General features: G+C 57.6%; 21 protein-coding genes and 1 tRNA gene. 4 read left to right on the top strand and 18 right to left on the bottom strand.

Going from position 1 to position 22,166, the window contains the following annotated elements:
* Positions 1 to 48 precede the first annotated feature (48 nt).
* The 4 genes from BBB56_RS05500 to BBB56_RS05485 form a co-directional block, all read right to left on the bottom strand.
* A complete protein-coding gene (locus tag BBB56_RS05500) occupies positions 49 to 1,326 on the bottom strand; it encodes an NAD(P)/FAD-dependent oxidoreductase (protein WP_123799597.1) in 1,278 nt (425 codons plus the stop codon).
* Positions 1,327 to 1,336: 10 nt separating this feature from the next.
* The gene (locus tag BBB56_RS05495) at positions 1,337 to 2,005 is read right to left on the bottom strand and encodes a haloacid dehalogenase type II (RefSeq protein WP_123799595.1); all 669 of its coding nucleotides are present in this window, start codon (positions 2,003 to 2,005) and stop codon (positions 1,337 to 1,339) included.
* A 26-nt stretch (positions 2,006 to 2,031) separates the two neighbouring features.
* Positions 2,032 to 3,501, bottom strand: coding sequence for an aldehyde dehydrogenase family protein (locus tag BBB56_RS05490; RefSeq protein ID WP_123799593.1), 1,470 nt, complete (start codon positions 3,499 to 3,501; stop codon positions 2,032 to 2,034).
* Positions 3,502 to 3,876: 375 nt separating this feature from the next.
* Positions 3,877 to 5,337 (bottom strand): NAD-dependent succinate-semialdehyde dehydrogenase, encoded by a 1,461-nt coding sequence (locus BBB56_RS05485; protein ID WP_123799591.1) that lies wholly within the window; start codon positions 5,335 to 5,337, stop codon positions 3,877 to 3,879.
* A 162-nt stretch (positions 5,338 to 5,499) separates the two neighbouring features.
* On the opposite strand from BBB56_RS05485, the gene BBB56_RS05480 reads away from it, so the two are divergent.
* Positions 5,500 to 6,165, top strand: coding sequence for an O-methyltransferase (locus BBB56_RS05480; RefSeq protein ID WP_123799589.1), 666 nt, complete (start codon positions 5,500 to 5,502; stop codon positions 6,163 to 6,165).
* Here BBB56_RS05480 and cbl read toward each other — a convergent pair.
* A complete protein-coding gene (gene cbl / locus BBB56_RS05475) occupies positions 6,162 to 7,121 on the bottom strand; it encodes an HTH-type transcriptional regulator Cbl (protein ID WP_123799587.1) in 960 nt (319 codons plus the stop codon). The genes BBB56_RS05480 and cbl overlap by 4 nt on opposite strands.
* Before the next feature lie 249 nt (positions 7,122 to 7,370).
* Between cbl and BBB56_RS05470 the strand changes: the two genes are divergently transcribed.
* Positions 7,371 to 8,084 (top strand): hypothetical protein, encoded by a 714-nt coding sequence (locus BBB56_RS05470; RefSeq protein WP_123799585.1) that lies wholly within the window; start codon positions 7,371 to 7,373, stop codon positions 8,082 to 8,084.
* Between the two features lie 199 nt (positions 8,085 to 8,283).
* A complete protein-coding gene (locus tag BBB56_RS05460) occupies positions 8,284 to 8,763 on the top strand; it encodes an Hcp family type VI secretion system effector (protein WP_123799581.1) in 480 nt (159 codons plus the stop codon).
* Between the two features lie 97 nt (positions 8,764 to 8,860).
* On the opposite strand, the gene nac is transcribed toward BBB56_RS05460, so the two are convergent.
* The 4 genes from nac to BBB56_RS05440 form a co-directional block, all read right to left on the bottom strand.
* Positions 8,861 to 9,778, bottom strand: a complete 918-nt coding sequence (nac, locus tag BBB56_RS05455; protein WP_123800339.1) for a nitrogen assimilation transcriptional regulator NAC — start codon at positions 9,776 to 9,778, stop codon at positions 8,861 to 8,863.
* A 377-nt stretch (positions 9,779 to 10,155) separates the two neighbouring features.
* Positions 10,156 to 11,178 (bottom strand): ABC transporter permease, encoded by a 1,023-nt coding sequence (locus BBB56_RS05450; RefSeq protein WP_199756212.1) that lies wholly within the window; start codon positions 11,176 to 11,178, stop codon positions 10,156 to 10,158.
* Between the two features lie 23 nt (positions 11,179 to 11,201).
* Positions 11,202 to 12,686, bottom strand: coding sequence for a sugar ABC transporter ATP-binding protein (locus BBB56_RS05445; RefSeq protein WP_123799577.1), 1,485 nt, complete (start codon positions 12,684 to 12,686; stop codon positions 11,202 to 11,204).
* Positions 12,687 to 12,718: 32 nt separating this feature from the next.
* Entirely contained in the window at positions 12,719 to 13,642 is a 924-nt protein-coding gene (locus BBB56_RS05440; protein ID WP_123799575.1) for a sugar ABC transporter substrate-binding protein, read from the bottom strand.
* 507 nt (positions 13,643 to 14,149) lie between these two features.
* On the opposite strand from BBB56_RS05440, the gene BBB56_RS05435 reads away from it, so the two are divergent.
* A tRNA-Asn gene (locus BBB56_RS05435) sits at positions 14,150 to 14,225 on the top strand.
* Between the two features lie 120 nt (positions 14,226 to 14,345).
* Here BBB56_RS05435 and proR read toward each other — a convergent pair.
* From proR to cuyA, 9 genes are all read right to left on the bottom strand, one after another.
* Positions 14,346 to 14,648 (bottom strand): transcriptional regulator ProR, encoded by a 303-nt coding sequence (gene proR / locus BBB56_RS05430; RefSeq protein ID WP_123799573.1) that lies wholly within the window; start codon positions 14,646 to 14,648, stop codon positions 14,346 to 14,348.
* A 4-nt stretch (positions 14,649 to 14,652) separates the two neighbouring features.
* Entirely contained in the window at positions 14,653 to 15,006 is a 354-nt protein-coding gene (locus BBB56_RS05425) for a type II toxin-antitoxin system RelE/ParE family toxin (protein ID WP_123799571.1), read from the bottom strand.
* 249 nt (positions 15,007 to 15,255) lie between these two features.
* On the bottom strand, positions 15,256 to 16,554 hold the full coding sequence (locus BBB56_RS05420) for an NtaA/DmoA family FMN-dependent monooxygenase (RefSeq protein ID WP_123799569.1): 1,299 nt from the start codon (positions 16,552 to 16,554) through the stop codon (positions 15,256 to 15,258).
* Positions 16,551 to 17,762 (bottom strand): M20 family metallopeptidase, encoded by a 1,212-nt coding sequence (locus BBB56_RS05415; RefSeq protein ID WP_123799567.1) that lies wholly within the window; start codon positions 17,760 to 17,762, stop codon positions 16,551 to 16,553. The genes BBB56_RS05420 and BBB56_RS05415 overlap by 4 nt, the downstream gene beginning before the upstream one ends.
* On the bottom strand, positions 17,762 to 18,547 hold the full coding sequence (locus tag BBB56_RS05410) for an ABC transporter ATP-binding protein (protein WP_123799565.1): 786 nt from the start codon (positions 18,545 to 18,547) through the stop codon (positions 17,762 to 17,764). Before BBB56_RS05410 ends, BBB56_RS05415 begins: the two co-directional genes overlap by 1 nt.
* The gene (locus BBB56_RS05405) at positions 18,544 to 19,299 is read right to left on the bottom strand and encodes an ABC transporter permease (protein WP_370661848.1); all 756 of its coding nucleotides are present in this window, start codon (positions 19,297 to 19,299) and stop codon (positions 18,544 to 18,546) included. Before BBB56_RS05405 ends, BBB56_RS05410 begins: the two co-directional genes overlap by 4 nt.
* Positions 19,300 to 19,313: 14 nt before the next feature.
* On the bottom strand, positions 19,314 to 20,318 hold the full coding sequence (locus BBB56_RS05400; protein ID WP_123799561.1) for a taurine ABC transporter substrate-binding protein: 1,005 nt from the start codon (positions 20,316 to 20,318) through the stop codon (positions 19,314 to 19,316).
* A gap of 87 nt (positions 20,319 to 20,405) precedes the next feature.
* Positions 20,406 to 21,119: a cysteate racemase gene (gene cuyB, locus BBB56_RS05395; protein ID WP_123799559.1), complete on the bottom strand. Its 714-nt coding sequence runs from the start codon at positions 21,117 to 21,119 to the stop codon at positions 20,406 to 20,408.
* Positions 21,112 to 22,128, bottom strand: coding sequence for a D-cysteate sulfo-lyase (gene cuyA / locus BBB56_RS05390; RefSeq protein ID WP_123799557.1), 1,017 nt, complete (start codon positions 22,126 to 22,128; stop codon positions 21,112 to 21,114). Before cuyA ends, cuyB begins: the two co-directional genes overlap by 8 nt.
* Positions 22,129 to 22,166 lie beyond the last annotated feature (38 nt).

Below are 22,166 nucleotides of genomic sequence, written 5' to 3'. Positions count from 1 at the left end.
CTGCGTACCCTCAATAAGCGTTAAGGTTTAACCCTTGCAATACAAGCATTACGAGAAACGGTCTTTGGCTTTGTAATAGAGTCCGGCCAGCGGTAAAAACCACGGCTTGCCGTGATAGCCCGGCAGCGCAGGCCAGGCGTCGCGCTGCCAGGGGTTGCGGTTACTTTTTTCCGCAATCAGATCGGCCATCACCGCGCCCATCCACACCGACATCTGCGTGCCGTGGCCGCTGTAGCCCATAGAGTAGAAAACGCCGTCATGTTCGCCCGCGTGCGGCAGACGGTCGGCGGACATGTCCACCATGCCGCCCCAGCAGTAGTCGATGCGCGCCTGAGCCAGCGCCGGAAACAGGCTGGCCAGCGTGGCCTGAAGGATCTCGCCGCTGCGCGAATCGGAGGTCGGATTGCTCACCGCGAAGCGCGCCCGTCCGCCGAACACCAGCCGACGATCGGCGGTGGTGCGGAAGTAGTTGCCGAGATTAAGCGAGGTGACATAGGTGCGATCCTGCGGCAGCACCTTACGGATCGCCGCGTCCCCCAGCGGCTCGGTGACCACGATAAAGCTGCCTACCGGCACGATACGGCGCTGAAACCAGCGGAAAGGACCAACGTTGGAGCAGCCGGTGGCCATCAGCACCCGGTCGGCCAGAATGTCGCCTCTGGCGGTCTGCACCCGATGACGATAGCCTTCAAGACGGGTTAAGCCGGTGACCGCATGACAGGGGAAAATCTTTGCCCCGCTGCGCGCCGCGGACTCCGCCAGGCCGACGCCGAACTTACCCATGTGCATCTGGCCGCCGCGCTTTTGCAGCAGTCCGCCGTGAAATGCGTCGCTGTCCACTTCGCGGCGAATCTCCTCTTTATCGAGCAGCGCTATGTCGGGGTCGACGGTGCGGCGCATCAGTTCGCAGGCGTCACGCAGCCCGGCAAAGTGCGACGCCTTGCTGGCGAGCTTAAGCTTGCCGCACAGGCGAAAATCGCAGTCGATCTGCTCATCGCGCACCAGCTGTTCGACATAGCTCACCGCGTCGTCATAGGCGCGGTAGAAACGCGTCGCTTTTTCGATGCCCTGGCTCGCCACCAGCGAGGCGAAGTTTTGCGCCACGCCGGTGTTGCAGTGTCCGCCGTTGCGCGCCGAGGCCTGGCTCATCACCTCGCCCCCTTCCAGCAGCACTACGTCAAGACCGTGGCGCGCCAGGCTTAGCGCCGCCGAGACGCCGGTAAAGCCGCCGCCGATAACCACCACGTCGGCGCGCGACGGCAGCGATCCCTGCGCCGCGCCGTGAAACTGCGGCGCGGTGGCCTGCCAGAACGATTCGAGTTTCATCGCGCGATCCTCAGAGTCCGACCACGGCAGGCAATCCGCCGAGGTCATTGATTTCGGTATAGCCGTAGTAAGGATTCGCCGGTTCATGGCCGCGGTTGACCCAGGCTTTATGCGTAATGCCGAGGTCGTGCGCGGTCATCAGGTCGTAGCGGAAGCTGGAGGAGACATGCAGGATCTCGTCCGGGCGGCAGTTGAGCTTCTGCAACATATACTCAAAGCCCTTCATCTGCGGCTTATAGGCCCCCACTTCCTCAGCGGTAATAGCCATATGAATCGGCGCGCCCAGACGTGGAATATGATGCGGCAGCAGATCTTTCATGGAGTTGCTGAGCAGCACCAGCGGAAATTCGGTCGCCAGCGTCGCCAGCGCGGCAGGGACGTCGGGGTGTGGTCCCCAGGTGGCGCAGTCGGTGTAGATAAAGTCGCTGTCGGCCTTATCCCACGCCACGCCCCACTTCTTACAGGTGCGCTGGATGGCGTTGCTCACCACGTCGTAGTAGGGCTTCCACGCGCCCAGCACTTCGTCCATGCGGTAGCGAGAGAAATCGGTAGTGAATGCCTGCATCTCGTCCGCCGCCACGCGCTCTTTGAAGCAGCGCGCCGCCGCGCCCGCCATATCGAAGTTAATCAGCGTGCCGTAACAGTCAAAGGTGATGAATTTCGGTTTAAACAGTGCCATGACGCGACCTCGTCTCTCAGGAAAAGTTAAAAATCGATCAGTACGCTTTTCTGGCGCTGGCAGGCCTGAAACGCCTGTCGCCCCAAATCTTTGCCGATGCCGGAGCCAAGAAAGCCGCCGGTCGGAATAATGAAGTCGCCGGAACGGCCGTAACGGTTAATCCACACCGTGCCCGCCTCGATGGCGCGCATGGCGCGTAGCGCGCGCGGCAGGCTCAGGGTATGTACACCGGCGCACAGGCCGTAAATCTCGTGCGCCGCCAGCCGCAGCCCCTCTTCCTCTTCCTCGAAGGTTTGCACCGTCAGCACCGGGCCGAAGATCTCCTGCTGCACCGCCGGGTTGTCCTGCGCAAGATTGCACAGCAAGGTTGGCTGCCAGAACCAGCCTTCCGCGGTGTCGGCGAAACGCTCGCCTCCCACCAGCACCTCTGCCCCCTGCGCCTTCGCGGCGGCAATCACAGACGCGACCTTGTTGCCCTGGCGTTCATCAATCAGCGGCGCGTAGCGGCTGTCGCCGTCCCAGGTGACGCCCGGCTGTACGCTGCGGCACAGAACGGTCAGACGGTCCAGCAGCGGCGCGGCAATGGCGCGCTGTACGATCAGACGCGTGCCGGCGACACAGGCCTGGCCGCCGTTAGCGGTAAAGCCGCGCAGGATGCGCTGCGCCACCACGTCAATATCGCCCGCGTCGTCAAAAACCAGCTGCGGACTTTTGCCGCCCAGCTCCAGCGTCACCGGTTTCATGCCGTGCTGGGCCGCATCACTCATAATGCGCGCGCCGGTAACGGTCGAGCCGGTAAAAGAGACTTTGCGCACCAGCGGATGCGTCACCAGCGCGTGGCCGGTCACCGCGCCGCTGCCCTGCACGATATTGAGCACGCCTGCGGGCAGCCCGGCCTGCACCGCCAGTTCGGCCATGCGCACAGTAGAAAACGGCGTCAGCTCAGAGGGTTTCAGCACCACGGCATTGCCTGCCGCCAGCGCCGGGCCGCATTTCCACGACGCCATCGACAGGGGAAAATTCCATGGCGTAATAGCCCCAATTACGCCGTAAGGTTCGGTGATCAGCATGCCGAGGCTGCTGTCGCGGGTAGGAAAGAGATCGCCGCTGTACTTGTCGGCGCATTCGGCATAGAAGCGAATCGCCTCGGCGGTGAACGGAATTTCATGCTGTACCACATCCGAGACAGGACGTGTGGAGCCGAGCGCCTCCAGCTGCGCCAGCAGGCTGTCCTGCTCAATTAAATCGGCCCAGCGGCGCAGCACGCGGCCGCGTTCGCGCGGCGCGCAGCCGGCCCAGCCGCTAATTTTTACTGCCTGATGGGCAATCTGCACCGCGCGATCCACATCGGCCGCGTCAGCCTCGCGCAGCGTGGCGTAGATCTTGCCGTCTGAGGGGCGTTTTACCGCAAACGCCGCGCCCTGGGTCTGAATGTGATGGCCGTTGATATAATGGCCAACCGGAAGCGAAACTTTTTCAGGGTCGAAACTTAACATGGATAAATCCTTATTTGTTACACCCGTCAACCGTTATGGAATTAGCGCCGCAGAACAGGCTTATATTCAGCGTTAATAAGCTCATGCAAAAAGGTAATGCAGAAAGTATGCCAGCCAGCTGAAAAATAAAAATGCGTTTAAAACAGCGCAAAAAAATTTTCTGCCGTATTGAAAGCGGAAATTTTGCGTAATTGCCGAAGAGGTAAACAGATGATTTGGCTCACAAAATTCATGCATTGCCGTGGTGCAACGCGCATGAAACTTGCACTAAAATGGCGAAGAATGAGAAAAGCCTGACGCAGCGCACCAACAAAAAAAGCGCCTGCAGCCGAGGCTGCAAACGCTTTCTTTCAGGAAGAATAAAAAGGAGGAGGATTAATTCAGACTGCCAATATGGAATGTTTTCTGTTCCAGATATTCTTCAATACCATAGCGCGAACCTTCTCGCCCGGTGCCGGATAATTTTATGCCGCCAAAGGGAGCCACCTCTAATGAAATCGCGCCGGTATTAAAGCCGACCATGCCAAATTCCAGTGCTTCGGCGACGCGCCACGCGCGACGAATATTTTCGGTAAAGAAATAGGCGCCCAGGCCATAAGGCGTATCGTTGGCCATGCGTATCGCCTCCTCTTCATCATCAAAGATAAACAGCGGCGCGACCGGACCAAAGGTCTCTTCGTGGGCGATCCGCATATGGGCGGTGACCTTGCCAAGCACCGTTGGCTGGACCCAGGTGCCGTTGCCCCGGCTGATACCGCCAGCCAGCAGCTCTGCGCCCTGCCCCAGCGCGTCTTCGATATGGTGGTTCACTTTCTCAACCGCACGCTCGTTGATCAGCGGGCCGATGGTGCTGCCCGCCGCAAAACCATCGCCCACTTTCAGCGTAGCAACCGCATCGAGCAGCTTCGCCGCGAAGCGTTCATAGATGCCGCGCTGCACCAGGATGCGGTTAGCGCAGACGCAGGTTTGACCGGCATTGCGAAATTTGCTGACCATTACGCCCGCTACGGCAATATCGATGTCGGCGTCGTCAAACACAATAAAGGGCGCATTGCCTCCCAGCTCCAGGCTAAGGCGCTTGACGCTGTCAGCGCTCTGCTGCATCAGCAGCTGTCCGATGCGCGTGGAGCCGGTAAACGAGATTTTACGCACCGTGCGGCTGCTGGTAAGCGCGGCGCCGATCTCCGCAGGCTGACCGGTGACAACCTGGAGTACGCCTGCCGGGAAGCCCGCGCGCTCTGCCAGCACCGCCAGCGCCAGCGCCGACAGCGGCGTCAGCTCCGACGGCTTAACGATAATCGGACAGCCTGCCGCCAGCGCCGGGGCGACTTTACGAGTGATCATGGCAACAGGGAAATTCCACGGCGTGATGGCCGCCGCGACGCCGACCGGCTGCTTCAGAACCAGAATGCGGCGATCGTCGCTCGGCGCAGGAATGGTGTCGCCGTAAATGCGGCGCGCCTCTTCGGCGAACCACTTTACAAAGCTGGCGCCGTACACCACTTCGCCTTTTGCTTCCGCCAGCGGCTTGCCCTGCTCGGCGGTCATAATCGCAGCCAGGTCATCAGCGTTATCGAGGATCAGCTGATACCACTTCTCCAGCAGCGCGGCGCGGCTGGCGTTGGGCATTTTTGCCCAGGCAATGCGCACCGACTCGGCGCAGGCGATTGCCGCTTCCGTCTCATCGCGACCCAGCGCCGGTATCGTCGTCAGCGTTTCGCCGGTCGCGGGATCGATAACCGGCAGGGTTTCCCCGTTATGCGCATCCTGCCAGCGGCCGCCGAACAGCGCCTGCTGGCGCAGCAGATCGGAATCGTTTAATTGAAGACGCGACATCTCACTCTCCTTTTTGATCGGTTTGATTCCACTCTATCGCGTCGCCTCAGCGCAGGATGTTTTTCTCACCGGGCAGAAACCGTAAACAGCGAGTTTTACGCGCAGAAAGAAAATTTTATGCCGCATGGCTGCTATGCTCAGTTTTTAAGCAAGGAGATAAACATGAGCGATCATATGTGGCGGGCAGTGGATGACTATTTTACCCAGACGCTGGTAAAACCGGATGCGACACTGACGTCGGCGCTGGCGCGCAACGCGGCGGCCGGTTTGCCTCCAATTGACGTGGCGGCCAACCAGGGCAAGCTGCTCTATCTGCTGGCGCGCATGATGAATGCCTCGCGTATTCTTGAGATCGGCACGCTGGGCGGTTACAGCACGCTGTGGCTGGCGCAAGCCCTGCCGGAGAACGGCAAAATCGTGACGCTGGAGTTTTCGCCTCAGCATGCGCAGGTCGCGCGCGAAAATTTTGCCGCGGCAGGCGTAGCGGAAAAAATCGAACTGCTTGTAGGACCGGCGCTGGAAAGCCTGCCGGGGTTGCAGGGTCCTTTCGATATGATTTTTATCGATGCCGATAAGCGCAACAATCCGCACTATCTGCGCTGGGCGCTAAAGCTGGCGCGCGTCGGCAGCGTTATTATTGGCGATAACGTGGTGCGCAACGGACGGATTGTCGATTCACAGTCCCCCGACGAGAACGTGCAGGGGCTACGGCAGTATCTGCGCGACGTTGGCGGCAGTCCGCATCTGACGGCTACCGCGCTGCAAACCGTCGGCAGTAAAGGCTGGGATGGCCTGCAACTGGCCATCGTCGAATCGCTGCCCGATTAAATTTCGAAATCGATAACGGGTTCGTCTTCGTTCTGATAAGAGAGCGCCTGACGTTTAATCTCTTCCAGCGACAGATTCGCGTTGCACAGCTCCATAAATTGCCAGACGTAGTTACGTTGCAGCTGGCCGCGCTTCAGGCCAAGCCAGACGGTGTTGGCGTCAAACAGATGCTGTGCGTCGATGCGGACCAGCGCCTCGTCTTCCTGCGTTTCACAGGCCTGATCGGCCAGGATGCCGACGCCAAGCCCCAGCTCCACATAGGTTTTCACCACGTCGGAATCCTGCGCGCTCAGCACGATGTCCGGCTTCAGCCCGGCGCTCTGGAAGGCGCGGTCAACGCGCGAGCGGCCAGTGATGCCCTGACGATAGGTAATAAGCGGATAACGGCTCAGCGTGCTCAGCGATACCGGCTGCTGCTGCACCAGCTCATGATCGCTGGGCACCAGAAGCGCATGGTGCCAGCTGAACCACGGAAAGGCGGCCAGGCTGGCGTTGTTTACCAGCAGTTCACTGGCGATGCCGACATCGGCTTCGCCTGCCAGCAACATTGCCACGATTTCCTGCGGCGATCCCTGATTAAGCTCCAAACGGACATTGGGATAGAGCTGACGAAATGCCTTAATCACGCGCGGCAGGCTGTAACGCGCCTGAGTGTGGGTGGTCGCAATGGTCAGAATGCCGCTGGTTTCGTTGGTAAAAACATCGGCCAGCCGACGCACTTTTCCCGCTTCATCCAGGATACGTTCGGCGATGGTCAGTAGCGCCTTGCCCGGTTCGGTCATGCCCAGCAGACGTTTGCCGCGGCGGATAAAGATTTCTACGCCCAGCTCATCTTCCAGATCGCGGATATGACGGCTAACGCCAGATTGAGAGGTAAACAGCGTGTTTGCCACTTCCGTCAGATTGAACTCGCAGCGCGCTGCCTCACGGATGATTTTAAGTTGCTGGAAATTCACGATATTTACCTCCCTTTACGAAATTGTTAACTCCGATGGTAAGAAGGTTTATTGATAACAACAAATAATAAAAACTTTTCGCTTATGCATGTGGGGAATATGGAAGATTCAGCGGCCGCGCCATCGGCAGGCGTTTTTAGTCTGGTGCGCTATCGGGTTCACAAAATGGAAGGCCCGCAGGCGGAATAGCTTGAACCTGTTCTGCCTCAATGCCTACCCTGATAACCTTGCACTATACAGGGATTAATTATGCAGGCTTCGGATTATTTAAGGATGAAGTTCCAGAGTGAACGGCAGTTAGCCGTTTATGGTCAACAGGGTGTGATTTCAACATGGAGAGCAATAAAGGAGATCGGCACAGATATTTATGCAGGAGTGGAACGCGTTAGCTGGTATTCCTCTTGTGTTATTCCCGGCTATCGGGACGTATGTCAGGAACTGATTGCAGAAGAAAAAAGAATGCATCGATCAGTTCTTTCTTTGTACCGTTACCGTAATGTAATCAGTCACATGTTCAGGCTTTATTTTGAAACGATCATCGATGATAGTAAGAATGGAAACCCTTCAGGCCGCGTTCGTAGCGTTAATGCAAAAATCACGAAGGTTGCAGACCATGTTATGACAGGCAGAGCTATGCGCCTGGCAATAGCTTTATCTCTGGCCAATGCGCTTGCTGCCTCTGAACTAGTAACCCGTGTTGTTATTGAACGTTTGTCACGACGAGTGCCAGTCATTGTCCTGGCGTTTCAGCTAATCGGCACCGACCAAAAATGCGCCCTCGCGGCTCGGCGGCTTAAGCAACTTGATCCTGAATACTATCAGGCTCTTTATCAGGCAGAAATTGAAATGTTGTATTACTTCATTGAGCCTGTCCTTGCCGGATTGATTAAACATTATCAAATGCATTTCCTTAACGATTTCCAGGGATTTCACAATTATATAAAGGAAGTACTCCATGTTTAAAAGCTTTCTGTCGATATTATTCACCGAGATCTTATTCCCTGTCTGGATTTTTGCATCCGCATGCTTTTTCCTTTATTTATTTCCTGATCACTGGATTATATTCACTTTCATATCGATAGTTGCATTCATTATTTTCCACCCAATCTTATTTGGACGCTTTGACAAGTACGACTAACAATCACTTCTAAAAGGGAATTTTATGTCTCATCCAGCATACCTTTGGTTAACTGATGAAAATGGCTCGCCCATGACTGGCGCCTCGCTTGTGAAAGGCCGTGAAGGGGCGATTGAGTTAAAATCACTTACGCATAATGTTAATATTCCTGCGGATGGAAACACAGGTAAATTAACGGGAACGCGAGTACATCTTCCCATTATGTTTCAAAAGGAGTTTGACCGCGTAACGCCTTTGCTTTTTCGCGCATTAAGCACTGGCAGAACACTTCAGGGCGCTACTATAAAAATGTACCAGATTAATGAAGCAGGTCTGGAGCAGGAATACTTCAACATTATTCTTGAAGGGGTAAAAATAACCTCAATCACGCCCGATTTTTTTTCCGGCTCAAATACCGGCACGCATCTTGAAACGATTCTCTTGCGCTATGAAAAAATCACCTGGAAGCATTGCGCCGGCAATATTATTTACACTGACTCATGGAATGAGCGAGCTACATATTAGGGCAACGTTCCCTGGCTGATGTTTTCTGGATGCATCGCTTCAGCATTAGCAAAGGGCTGAGAAGCAAAAAGCGGTCCTGAGGACCGCCATTCTATGGTTATCCCACCAACAACAAGGGCCTTTCATCCGTTACCGGCTTATTCAGCAGCGACAGCAGAATATCTTTCACCGCCTGCGCAGACGGCGTCAGGGGCATACGCGCCGAGACGTTCAGCGACAGCGGCAGATTTAGCGCCGGGCTGTTGATACGCGCCATCCATGCCTGGGTGGAACCTACCAGCGACCGCGCAGCGGATTCCGGCAGCACGGTAACGCCCATGCCGCTGGCAACCGCAGCCGTCAGCATCGACAGCGACTCGATCTCGCCAATAATGCGCGCGCTCAATCGACGCAGCGAGAAGGCTTCATCGACACGTTTGCGCACCGCGCTGTAGTCGCGAGGTAAAAACAGACTCATCTGCGCGACATCGGCTAAATCCACAGTGGTGCCGGGGCAGTCGGTCGCGCCCACCAGATAAAGCTCCTCTTTCATCAGCGGCATACTGGTGATGCCCGCCGTCGGCGCGCGATCGTAGAGCACCGCCATATCAAGCTGGCCGTTCATAACCTTCTCATTTAGCGTGCTGCCGCTGTTTTCATGCAGATAAACCAGAATATCCGGATGCTGTTCCCGCACCGTTTGCAGCAAAGGCATGGTCAGCGAGGAGGCCGCCGTACCCGGCGCCAGGCCGATAGACACCTGCCCGCTCAGCGCCTGACCGGCATTGATCACTGCCGTCTGCGCCTGTTCGCACTGGCGTAAAATAGTCCGCGCATGCGCATAGAGAATTTTACCGGCTTCGGTCGGCGTCACGCCGCGCTTGGTACGGATCAGCAGCTGCTGGTCCAGCTCGTTCTCCAGCGTGGCGACCTGCTGACTGAGCGCAGGTTGCGCAATGTGCAGCACTTCAGCCGCCTGCGTCAAACTGCCAATATCGACGATTTTTACAAAGTATTTCAGTCGTCTTAAATTCATCATGCCTCCGTCACTTTCCCCGAATGCCAGTTATCTCTGTTCTTAGGCCAGCTGGCCTGCTGAAAGTAAGATTGCAATTAGCAGGCCAGTTTTCGCGCCGTCCCCGTTCTGGCAGTGGCAGTAAATCCTAACAACGCGAAAAATAAGCGTTTCTGATTACTCATTAAGAGGTAATAAGCCGCAGGAATGGGGATTGCGCAGGCTGCTCGTCAAAGACTGCACTCGGCTGGTGCAGGATATGCGAGCCAGACGTGCATAAAAGTGATGACCCGCCGCAGGAAAGCGTGATTTACGCGGAGAAAGCCGGTTATCCAGCAGTAAAACTTATTCAGGCCTGCTTACTGTGAGAGCGCAAGCAGGCCTGAATGCCGGATCAATCAGCGTTTTTTGCGGTTGCGATGCATATCAATCGAGACGGCCGCCACAATAATGGCGCCTTTGATAATGTCCTGCACGTAGGCGTCAACGCCGACAAAGGTAAATCCGCTTTTGATAAGTCCGAGGATCACCGCGCCAATCAGCGTGCCGGTAATGCGCCCGACACCGCCCATCAGGCTGCTGCCGCCGATAACGGCTGCGGCAATGGCGTCGAGTTCATAGGACATCCCCATGCTCGACTGGCCGCTGCTGACGCGTGCCGCCAGCACCACGCCCGCCAGGCCGGAGAGCGCGCCGGCGATGGTGTAGACGATCACCAGATATTTGTTCACGTTGATGCCGGATACCCTGGCCGACGTGATGTTGCCGCCGATGGCGTAGACATATTTACCATACCGGGTGTGCTTCAGGGCAATATGGAATACCAGCGCCACGACCAGAAAAATAATTACCGGCATGGCGCCCTGACCAATAGAAGTAAAGCCATCGGAGAGGAAACTAATGGGATTACCCTGGGTGTAATACTGCGCCAGCCCGCGCGCCGATACCATCATGCCCAGCGTGGCGATAAAGGGCGGGATACCGGTACGGGTAATCAGCACGCCGTTCACCAGGCCGCACAGCAGCCCCACGCCAATCCCCGCGCCGATAGGCACCACGGCAGGCATATTCACCAGCGACGGAAACATCGGCGACAGGCTGTCAGAGGTTTGCGCCAGACTGGCGGCGACCACCGCCGTCAACGCAATCACCGAGCCGGAAGAGAGATCGATACCGGTGGTAATAATGACCTGGGTGACGCCTACGGCGATCACCCCGATGATCGCCACCTGTAATACGATCAGAATCAGACGGTTGGTATTCATCAGAAACGACTGGTCTCGCACATACCAGCCGGCCACCTCAAAAATCAGCGCAATGCCGACCATGACGATAAAAATACCGGTATCTTTTGGCAGCCTGTGCCGCAGATGACTAAAGAACGACGAGGGTTGGGTTGCCGGAGTGGCAGTCACTTTCATGTTGCTCATAGTTGTCTCGCGCCTCACTCGGATGCCAGCGACAAAATAGTTTCCTGGTCGGCCTCTTCTTTATCGAGGATGCCGGTAACACGTCCCTGATGCATTACCATCACGCGGTCGCTCATGCCGAGAATTTCCGGCAGTTCAGACGACACCATGATGATGGCCACGCCGCGGTTGGCCAGCTCAGAGATCAAACGGTAAATTTCTGCTTTTGCGCCGACGTCAATCCCGCGCGTTGGTTCATCGAGAATCAATATTTTGGGCTGCGCCAGCAGCCAGCGGGCAATTAACACTTTCTGCTGATTGCCGCCGCTCAGGTTATTGATGATCTGATCCATGGTCGGCGTCTTAATATTGAGCCGGCGGATCTGCTCCATACAGTCCTGTGCCATTTTGACGTGACTAACGAAGCCGCTTTTGCTGCTGTATTCCGGCATATTGACGATGCTCATGTTCTCCATGACCGACAGCACCAGAAACAGCCCGGACTTTTTGCGATCTTCCGTTAAAAACGCCATGCCTTTTTCAATCGCGCTGGAAGGCGAGTCGATCTGCACAGGAACGCCATCAATCAGCACTTCGCCGCTGTCAATGCTCTCCATGCCGAACAGGCTCTCCATGACTTCACTGCGCCCCGCGCCAACCAGCCCGGCTACGCCGAGGATTTCGCCGCGCCGTACGCTAAAGCTGACGTCATGGAAGCGATCTTTGCTGGTGAGGTTACGCACCGTCAGCACTTCCTCGCCAATCGCGTTGTTAAATTTAGGAAAGAGCTGGGTCAGTTCGCGTCCGACCATCTGGGTAATCAGCGACTGGCGGGTAAACTGCGCGGTGTGATTGCTTCCTACCCAGCTGCCGTCGCGAAAGATGCTGATTTCATCCGTGATAGCAAAGATCTCGTCCATCTTGTGGCTGATATAGATAATGGCTTTACCCTGCGCGCGCAGGTCACGAATAATGGTGAACAGATGCGCCACTTCCCCTTCCGTCAGCGCGGACGTGGGTTCGTCCATAATGACAATATCGGCGTTCCAGGAAACCGCTTTGGCGATCTCTACCATCTGCTGGGCGGCGATGCTTAACTCGCCCACCAGCCGATCGGCTTTCAGGCGGATATTAAGCTGATCAAGCAGCGTCTGGGTCTGCTGGTTGAGCTTGCCGTGGTCGACAAAGCCATATTTCATCGGCTCGCGTCCCAGCCAGATATTCTCCGCCACGGTCATATAGGGCACCAGGTTGAGCTCCTGGTGGATCATAGAGATGCCGGAACGCAAGGCGTCCATCGTATCCTGAAACTGCACCGGCTCCCCTTTAATGCGAATGGTGCCCTGATCGGGACGGTACATCCCGATCAGGCACTTCATTAAAGTGGACTTGCCCGCGCCATTTTCACCCATCAGGGCATGTACCGATCCCGGACGCACGCGCAGCGAAACATTGTCGAGTGCCTTCACACCGGGAAAGAACTTGCTGATGCCTTCGGCTTCAAGCGCAAAAGCGGTCATACATCACCTCCGTACGGCTGAGTCGGGATCGGTTATTTCTGATTACGGTTAACGAACTGCTCCATATTGTCTTTGGTGATCAGCTGGTAAGGAATGTCGATGATTTTCTGCACTTTCTCACCCTTCGCCAGCTTAACGGCCGCCTGAACCGCGCCTTCACCCTGCCCTTTGGCATCCTGGAACACCGTGGCGACCATTTTGCCGTTCTTCAGCATCTGAAGCGCATCAGGAGTGCCGTCGACGCCAGCAATCAGGATATGGTTAGGGTTTTTGCCCAGCGCCTGAAGCGCGCCGATGGCCATCTCATCGTTGTTAGAGGCGATAGCCTGAATGTCGTCGCCTGCGGTCAGCCAGTTGCTCACCACGTCCACCGCGTCATTACGCATGAACTTAGCGGTCTGCTTCTGTACGACTTTGATGCCGGGATTTTTGGCCACTACCGCCTCGACGCCCTTAGTACGGTCGCGCGTCGATTCGTTAGCAAGATCGCCCATCAGAATGGCGACATTGCCTTTGCCGTTCATCGCTTTCGCCAGCGCTTCCATTTGCAGACGGCCCGCCAGTTCTGAGTCAGAGCCAACGTAGGCCATTTTGTCGGTGAGTTCCGCCTGCGGCCGACGGTTGACGAAAATCAGCGGGATACCGGCTTTGGTGGCCTGATCCATAATGGGTTTGACGGCGTTGGTGTCCACCGGGTTGACGATAATCGCGTCTACGCCCTGTCCGATAAAGTTCTGCACCTGTTGCAACTGTTGCGACACATCGCCTTTGGCATCTTCCATCTGTCCCTTAACGCCATCCTTTTGCATCTCTTTCTGCATCGCGTTGCGCAGGATGGTCAGGAAGTTATCATCGAACAGCGCCATCGAGACGCCGACAGAGAGATCTTTTGCCATAGCAGCGGCGGGCAACATGCAGGCTAACAGTGTGACAGCGAGTGTTTTTTTGATGTTCATGGGTAACCCTTATTGTCGTTAACTTGCCGACGCTGCTGATACAGCGAATGAAAAATATCTTTTACATTCACTCAACGTTGCGGGCGGTTTCATTTCTGCTGAAAGAGGTAAAACCTGGTCGTTTGCGCTTTTTTGTGACCCACCCCTCCTTTTTGCAATCATCTGTTTTCACACTAATTAATTTTAGAATCCCGTTCCATTTTCACAGAATCGTTTCGGCCGTGATGATATGCAGTTTATTTATTCCATAAATTCATATTTTGAAATTTTTATCATAAAAGCACTGAAACAGTTGTTTTAACATCGGCAAATAACAAAACTTTGACACGCCTCTAACATCTGTCAGGAAATGCGTTTAAAGTGAGATCCTGTTGGCAGTTTGAAATCGCGCCAAATCAGTTGAAAAAGCGGCAATCCGCTGCTTTTGCGAGCATTCAGACGAGAAAAGTGAAATCGTGCTTTGACAAGGCCGAACGGCGTCGCTAATATTCGCCCCGTTCCAACGATTCCTCTGTAGTTCAGTCGGTAGAACGGCGGACTGTTAATCCGTATGTCACTGGTTCGAGTCCAGTCAGAGGAGCCAGATTTAAAAAGCCCGCTCAGGGAAACCTGAGCGGGCTTTTGGCTTTTTGTCTGCGGCGTTTGACCAAAGCCAGCGCTACAGGCTGGCCCTCGGTCAGAAAGCGCGTTAACTCAACGCGTTTTACACGAAGAAGGCATAATGGGTGCCGTCCGGCAGTTCAATATCCAGACGTAATTTGCCGCCCGTCGCTTCAACATAGCGTTTCAGCGTAGAGAGTTTGATGTCTCGCCCCGGTTTTTCCATACCGGCGACGGTGGGCTGCCTGATGCCCAGCGTCTGCGCCATCTCAACCTGAGTTTTTTGCACTTTCTCGCGCAGCTCGGCCAGATGAATATTCAGCAATATATCCGATGCGATGGCCTGTGCTTCAGCAACCACGTCCGGCTTTTCATCCGCAATAAGTTGTTTAAGTGTTCTGCCCACCCTGTTACCTCTTCTGTTTCAGCCCCTTAAGCCAGTGCGTAAATTCCCGATCGGCAATGGGGATCATCACTTCGTAAAACCGTTTTTCATTTCCTGATTTATGACCGGCACAGAGCAACACTCCCGTCCGGTCAGGATCGAAAGCGAAAAAGGCGCGAACGGGATAACCCCGGCACTGAATACGCAGCTCTTTCATATTGACATAGCGAGAGCCTTTCAGCGTATCAGCCCAGGGCCTGGGTAAACCCGGCCCTCTCTCCTGAAGGGAGATCATGGCAGCCAGCACACTGGCGCGATCGCTATCGCACAGCCGGGTAAACCAGCTATCAAATCTGTCCGTGGTTTTGATTACCCACACGCGTCCTCCTGACAAATATAGCTTGCAACCTATAAAGATGTAAAGCCATAACCGGAGTGTGATGGGTGGGAACAGGCAGGTCATCTGGATAACCGGTGAAGTCTGAGAAGCGCTGTGCAGTTTCATCATTGGGACTGCAAACAATCAGTTTTTTTTCAGCCCAGGCCGCAAAATCAGGCTATTAAAGGAACATGCCCGCGGTTCACGTGAACAGCGGGAACATAAGCAGACTGAAACGCAGCGGCGGCGTCAGGCCTGCGGCAGGGGTAACAGCTCCAGGCTCGATCGAAAATCCTCGCCGACATAGTCACTGTCCAGCAAATCGCGTCTGCGCAGTTCAGGCAACAGTCCGTTGAGCAGTAAGTCCTGCTGGTCTGGCTGACCCAGACCATGCAGAGATATTACATCCAGCACGCCCGCCCGATAGCGCTGTTCAATCGCATCGGCCAGAATTTCCGGCGTTCCCGCCGTGAACCAGTGCCCGGTTTCTTCCGCTTTAATAATCAGCTCGCGCAGCGTCAGCCCCTCCAGCGCAAAGCCCCGGAAGATAGCGGCGCGGCCCTGGCGGCGATGTACCTGCCCCAGCTCCGGGATCAGCGCGGCGGGCAGCGGACGGTCAAGCGGCAGATCGCTCAGATCAAGGTTACCGCCCAGCATATCGGCCACGCGCAGCCTGCCCTGCTCATAATTGATACGCTCATGCTTCTCGCGCAGGCGGCGCGCCACGTCAGCATCACTGTCGCCGATAATGGCATGGAAAGAGTTCATTATGAGCGGCAGGTTGTGTTGGCGGCCAAAGCGCCGCGCTCGCTGCTGCACGTCGGCGACAAATGACTGCGCCGCATCGAAGGTCGGCTGCGAGGTGTAAATCACCTCCGCAAAGCGTGCGCCAAGCGAGACGCCGGCGTCCGACTGTCCGGCCTGAAACTGCACAGGGCGGCGCTGAGGCGGCGGCGGCACGTTGAGCGGTCCGGCCACCTGAAAATAGTCGCCGCGATAGTTAATCGCATGCAGTTTCCCCGGATCGATTTTAATGCCGCCGCTTGCCGTGCGCTGTACCGCATCGGGCTGGTTAGCCGCAAACAGCGCATTGATCACTTCAATAAACTCGCTGGCGCGTGCGTAGCGCTCTTCCGGCGGCGGCAGTTCGCCTTCGCCAAAATTCTCTTCACCTACCGATGAGGTCACCGCATTCCAGCCCGCGCGTCCGCCGCTCAGGTGATCCAGCGTGCCAATTTGCCGCGCCAGATGATAAGGATGCAGCCAGCTGGTGCTGACGGTGGCAATCAGTCCGATATGCGAGGTGGCCTGACTCAGCGCCGCCAGCGTAATCAGCGGATCCTGACTGCCCGTGGTTCCCGCCAGCCCGGCCGGATCGGCCTGTAACAGGTCAGCGGTAAACAGGCCGGTAATCTTCTCGCGCTCCGCGATCTTCGCCAGCGCAATAGCACGTTTAATCCCGATGTCCGGCGCGCTGTCGTTGCCTGCCGCCACGACGCTGGCCGCGCCGACCAGCGTTTTGAGTTTTCTGCGAATGGGTTGCGTCACGATAGTCTCCTCTGCTGCGCAGTGAAATCCGCCTTGATGCGCTGTAGCGCGTCGGCGTCGGTTAACAGCCGCAGCCCGGTGCGCGCCAGCACGCGCGCGCCCGTGATCAGCGCCTGATAGCCCTGTTCGGAATTTGCCGCCTCGCGAAAAGGCACCGTATGAAAAATCAGATCGTCGGAGCCGATTTTTAGCCAGGGATGCGCCGTCGGCACCGCATGGCTGATGTCGCCCGCGTCGGTGGAGACCTTACTGGTCTGGGGCGAAACATCCACCTGCTCGCCCGCCGCCGTCAGCTCCTCCAGCAGCAGCGCATCCAGCGCCGGATTAAGCTGAAAGTCGCGCGGGCCGGTCTGATGATCAATTTCGACGCGCGTGCCGGTTGCCAGCGCCACGCCTTCGGCAATGGCGCGCAGGCGCGGTTCCAGCGCTTCTACCTGCTCACGGCTGTCGGCGCGGATGTAATAGTGCGCTGCGGCGTATTCAGGAATGACGTTGGGCGCCTGGCCGCCGTTGGTAATAATGCCGTGCACGCGCACGCCGTCTGGCAACTGCTGACGCAGCACGCTGATGCCGTTGTAGAGCAACACCAGCGCATCAAGGGCATTAATGCCCTTGTGCGGCGCGCTGGCGGCGTGCGAAGGCGTGCCGTAGAAGTGAAAATAGAGATGATTGTTCGCCAGCGTCGTCTCAGTAAGGCGGGTTTTACCCGCCGGATGCACCATCAGCGCCGCGTCAATGCCATCGAGCAGGCCCGCGTCGACAAAGCGTTTTTTAACGTTTCCTTTTGGACCGCCAGGCCCCGCCAGCCCGCCCTCTTCCGCAGGCGTTCCCAGCACGACTACCCGGCCGCCGGTTTGCGGCAGCGTCTCGGCCAGCGCAATCGCCGCAGCGACGCTGGTTACGCCGATCAGGTTATGACCGCAGGCATGACCGATGCCGATCAGCGCATCATATTCAGCAAGAAAGGCCACCGTGGCGCCAGGCTTATCACTCTCCTTAATGGCGTAAAACGCGGTCTCATGTCCGGCTACGCTGCGCGTAACGGAAAAACCCTGCGCCGCCAGCAGCTGCGTCAGCTGCTGGCTGGCAAAGTATTCGTTGTTGCCGGTTTCAGGTCGATTAAAGATGGCCTTCGCCACCTCAACATAGCGAGCGCCATGCTGTTCCAGACTGTTTTCAAGCCGCTGCCGGAGCGTATTCAGGCTCATTATTCCTCCTCGGTGAAGGGCGTCAGATGACGTTTCGCCTCATGACGCACGCGCTGTAGCACATGGCGTTTGATGTCGCTGTAGTGCGGCTCGCTGGCCAGGGTTTCGATGTTACGCTGGCGGCCAAACGGCAGCCTGATTTCGTCAACGATGCGTCCGGGACGCGCCGACATCACCAGAATCCGGTCAGCGAGGAACAGCGCCTCTTCGACGTCGTGAGTCACAAACAGCAGCGTGGTCTCTGTGGCCAGCCAGGCCTCGCGCAGCAGCTCCTGCATCATCATTCGGGTCTGCGCATCAAGCGCGCCGAAGGGTTCATCCAGTAAAAGCACCTCTGGGCCTGGCAGCCAGGCGCGCGCCAGCGCCACGCGCTGTTTCATGCCGCCGGAAAGCTGCCAGGGCGCGTGATTTTCAAAACCGGCCAACCCGACGCGCTTCAGCCATTCACGGGCGCGGGACTCCACTTCCGCCCGGTTATGCTTGCGCAGACGCGGTCCAAAAGTGACGTTCTCCAGCACGCTGAGCCAGGGAAACAGATTCGGCTGCTGAAAAATCATGCCGCGTGACGGATGCGGCCGCCGTACCGGTTCGCCGCCGCACAGCACGCGTCCCTGCTGCGGCTGGGTAAATCCCGCCAGCAGATTGAGGATGGTGGATTTGCCGCAGCCGGAGGGACCCAGCAGCACGACAAACTCTCCTTTTTCCAGACTGAGATCGATCTCCTGCAACACCGTCAGCGCAGCAAAGCGCAGCGTAACCTGCTGAAGTGAAATATGTTCGCTCATGCGTCTCTCCCCGCCCAGGGCACCAGCCAGCGCTGTAATCCCAGCAGCAGCAGATCCAGCAGATAGCCAATGCCGCCTAGCAGCAATATACCCAGCATCACAATATCGGTGCGCAGATAGGCGCTGGCGTTAATGACCATCCAGCCGAGGCCGGAGTTTGCGGCCACCATTTCCGCGGCGATCAGCGAGGTCCAGCCGATGCCGACCGACAGCCTGACGGTGGTAAAGAGGTCAGGCAAGGTGTCCGGCAGCACCACGCGCAGAAAAATCTGCCGTGGCGATGCCCCCAGCGTCTGCGCGACGCGAATCCGCGCGCGCGCCAGTCGCTCTACCGCCGCGTGCGCGCCCACCACTACGCTGAGGAAGGTGGCGATAAAGATCAGAAAGAACTTTGAGGCCTCGCCGATACCGAGCCACACCACCGCCAGCGGGATCAGGGCGATTTTTGGCAGCGGACGCAGAAACTGCACAAAGGGATTGAGCGCCGCCGCCAGCGGCTCCGACATGCCCATCAGCAGGCCAAGCGGCACGCCAAGGACAATCGCACAGGCAAACGCGCCGAGCGAGCGAGCCAGACTGACGGCGATGTTTTGCCACAGCGGCACCTGACGATAGCCGTCGCTGACCAGTTCCTGCGCGGTAATACCGATGTCGCTCAGCGACGGCAGCAGCAGCGGATCGACCCACTGCCGTTCGGCGGCCGTTTGCCACAGGAGAAAAAACAGCGTCACGGAGATAACGCTGATGCTCATTTTTGTCCGGAGTTTCATGGCGCGGCGTGTGCTGCTTGCTGTAAGAAACCTGGATTGATAGCGGCATTCCAGTGCGCCGGAATATCACGCTGGCGCACTTCGCCGGTTTCAGCGAGGAAGCTGGCCGTTTTGCTCAGCGCCTTGCCGATGCCGCTGGCGTCGGCATCTTTACCGTCGCCCAGCCAGGCCGTGGTCGCCTGATCCTGAAGCGACGGATACTCCAGCCCGGAGAGAGTATTGGTTGCCGTCGTCACGGGCGCGCCCACTACTTTCGCCACCGTTGCCGCCGCCTGCTCAGGATTTTTACGGAAGTCGTCAACCTTTTGCTGATGCACGCGCAGGAACTCAGTGACGATCTGCGGATACTGTTCGGCAAAGGCTTTACGCACCGCATAGTTGTTGTAAATCAGGTAGCCATCTTTTTGCAGATCTTTGGTAGCAAAGACCTGATGACCGCCTGCCGCCTCCAGTTCCTGCGCAAATGGCGCCCAGACGTAGCCCGCATCAATATCGCCGCGCTTCCAGGCAGCGACCATCTCCGCCGGACGCAGCGGCAGCAGCGTGATTTTACTGCGATCCAGATGATGGACCTTAATCGCTGCGTCCAGCGCGTACTGTGAGGTGGAATTGGGCGGATAGCCAACGCGCTTGCCTTCCAGATCGCGCAGATCCCTGATGCCCTCTTTGCCGATCAGCCGTTCGTAGCTGGCGATAACGCCAGAAACGCCGACGATTTCTATCGGCAGTTTACGCACGATGCCGGCCGTCGCCGGACTGGATCCGAAGTTAGCAATATCAATAGCGTTGCTGGCGAAGTAATTGAGCGCGTCCGCCCCCGAAGCGAACTGTACCCAGTTCACTCTGGTGCCAAAAGCTTTCTCCAGCGAGCCGTCGGCTTTTGCCAGCATCAGCACCTGCGAGCCGCCGCTGTAGGCGATACGCACTTCATCCGGCGTAGCGCCGTAGCTAAAACCGCTGATCAGACTGGCGGCCAGTAATAATCCCCACTGCTTTTTCATAGCGTCTCCCTTGTGAATGTCCTGACGACAGGCAAAAGCATGCCGTCGCACGCGCTGAACGCGTGACGTGATTAAAGTATGTTGTAATTAAAAAAGAGTCTGTTGCTGCTGCCAGAGACTGGCGCACAGCGCCGCCATCGCCTCTGCCGGATCGATTGCCTTACGCGGCGGCTGCCAGTCTGCCGCTCGCAGCGCCAGCGGAACTTCGGTACAGGCCAGCACCAGCCGTTCCGCGCCGCGATCCAGCAGCGCCTGCGCCTGGCGCGCCAGCAGCTCGCCGCCTGCCGCAACCTCACCGCGTTTTACCGCGTAGCAGCCCGGCACAAAATAGTCCCTGATCTCTGTCGCCGTCGGCAGCAGCGTCTCAATGCCGTGGCGCGCGAAGCGCTGCTGAAACCAGCCCGCGTCCAGCGTACCCTGAGTGGCGATCAGCCCCACCGAGGTCGGCGACAGCGCGGCGACCGCCTCCGCCGTGGCGTCGGCGATATGCAGCAGCGGCGCCTGACTGGCGGCCTGTAGGGCCTCAAACCAGTGGTGCGCGGTGTTGCAGGCCATCACAATATGGCTCGCGCCAACGCGGTTCAGTTTTTCAATGCCGTCGATCAGCTGCGGGAGCGGCGACGGGCCGGTGCCCGCCAGCGCCTGCTGCCGATCGGGGATCTGCGGCACATTCCATACCACCATCGGGATCTGCTGCTGGTCACTCTGGCTGTTCACCGCCTGCAGCAGCTGATGCTGAAAATCGACGGCGGCGAGGGGTCCCATGCCGCCCAGTACGCCAAGCAGAAACGGCTTAGCCATGGGTGAACGCGCTCTCCAGCGGCTGCTGATAGCCAAACAGCCCTGCCGCGCCGCCGGTATGGATAAACACGACATTCTCATGCTGGCGGAAATGACCCTGACGAATCAGATCGATCAGGCCGGCAAAGCCTTTGGCGGAGTACACCGGGTCGAGCAAGATGCCTTCATGCTGCGCCAGCAGCGTCAACGCCTCCAGCGTGCTCGCCGCAGGAATGCCGTAGCCGTCGCCCACGTAGTCGCTATTGGCGACCACCGCCTCACGCGGCAGCGGCTGCGCGACGCCCAGCAGTTCCAGCGTCTGCGACGCCAGATTCCAGACGTTTTGCTGCTGTTTCTCTTTCGGCGCGCGCACGCTGATACCCAGCACCGGAATAGCGCTGTTGCTGGCGAACAGACCGGCGACCAGACCCGCCTGGGTGCCGCTGCTGCCGGTGGCATGCACCACATGATCGATGCGCAACCGCTGTTGCGCTGACTGCCACAGCAGCTCCTGCGCGCAGGCGACATAGCCGAGCGCGCCGACCGGATTCGAGCCGCCGCCGGGGATAACGTAGGGGCGATGCCCCTGTTCACGCAGCTGCGCAGCGTGCTGCTCCATCGCCTGCTGCATATCTGCGCCATTGGGCAGATGCGCGATGATTTCGCCGCCTAGCAGCCTGTCGAGCAGGACGTTGCCGGAGCGCTGATAGGCTTCGCCGTAGTCGCTGACGCGCTGTTCGAGGAATACATGGGCTTTCAGGCCGAGACGCGCCGCGCCCGCGATAGTCTGACGGACATGGTTAGACTGGGTTGCCCCCTGTGTAATCACCGTGTCCGCCTTTTCTGCCAGCGCCTGCGCCAGCAGAAACTCCAGCTTGCGCGTTTTGTTGCCGCCCGTGGCAAGACCGGTGCTGTCATCTCGCTTAATCCACAGCTGCGGACCGCCCAGCAATCTGGTCAGATTGTGCAGCGGCTCCAGCGGCGTGGGAAAATGGCCCAGCGAGAGGCGAGGAAAACGGGCAAGATGCATGGCTCACTCCTTGACGGATTAAACAACTGTTTGCCGGT

It is taken from the genome of Candidatus Pantoea deserta (genome assembly GCF_003813865.1).
Lineage (GTDB): Bacteria > Pseudomonadota > Gammaproteobacteria > Enterobacterales > Enterobacteriaceae > Pantoea > Pantoea deserta.
The sequence above is the reverse complement of the archived record's forward strand: the minus strand, read 5'-3'. Positions and strand labels throughout refer to the sequence as shown.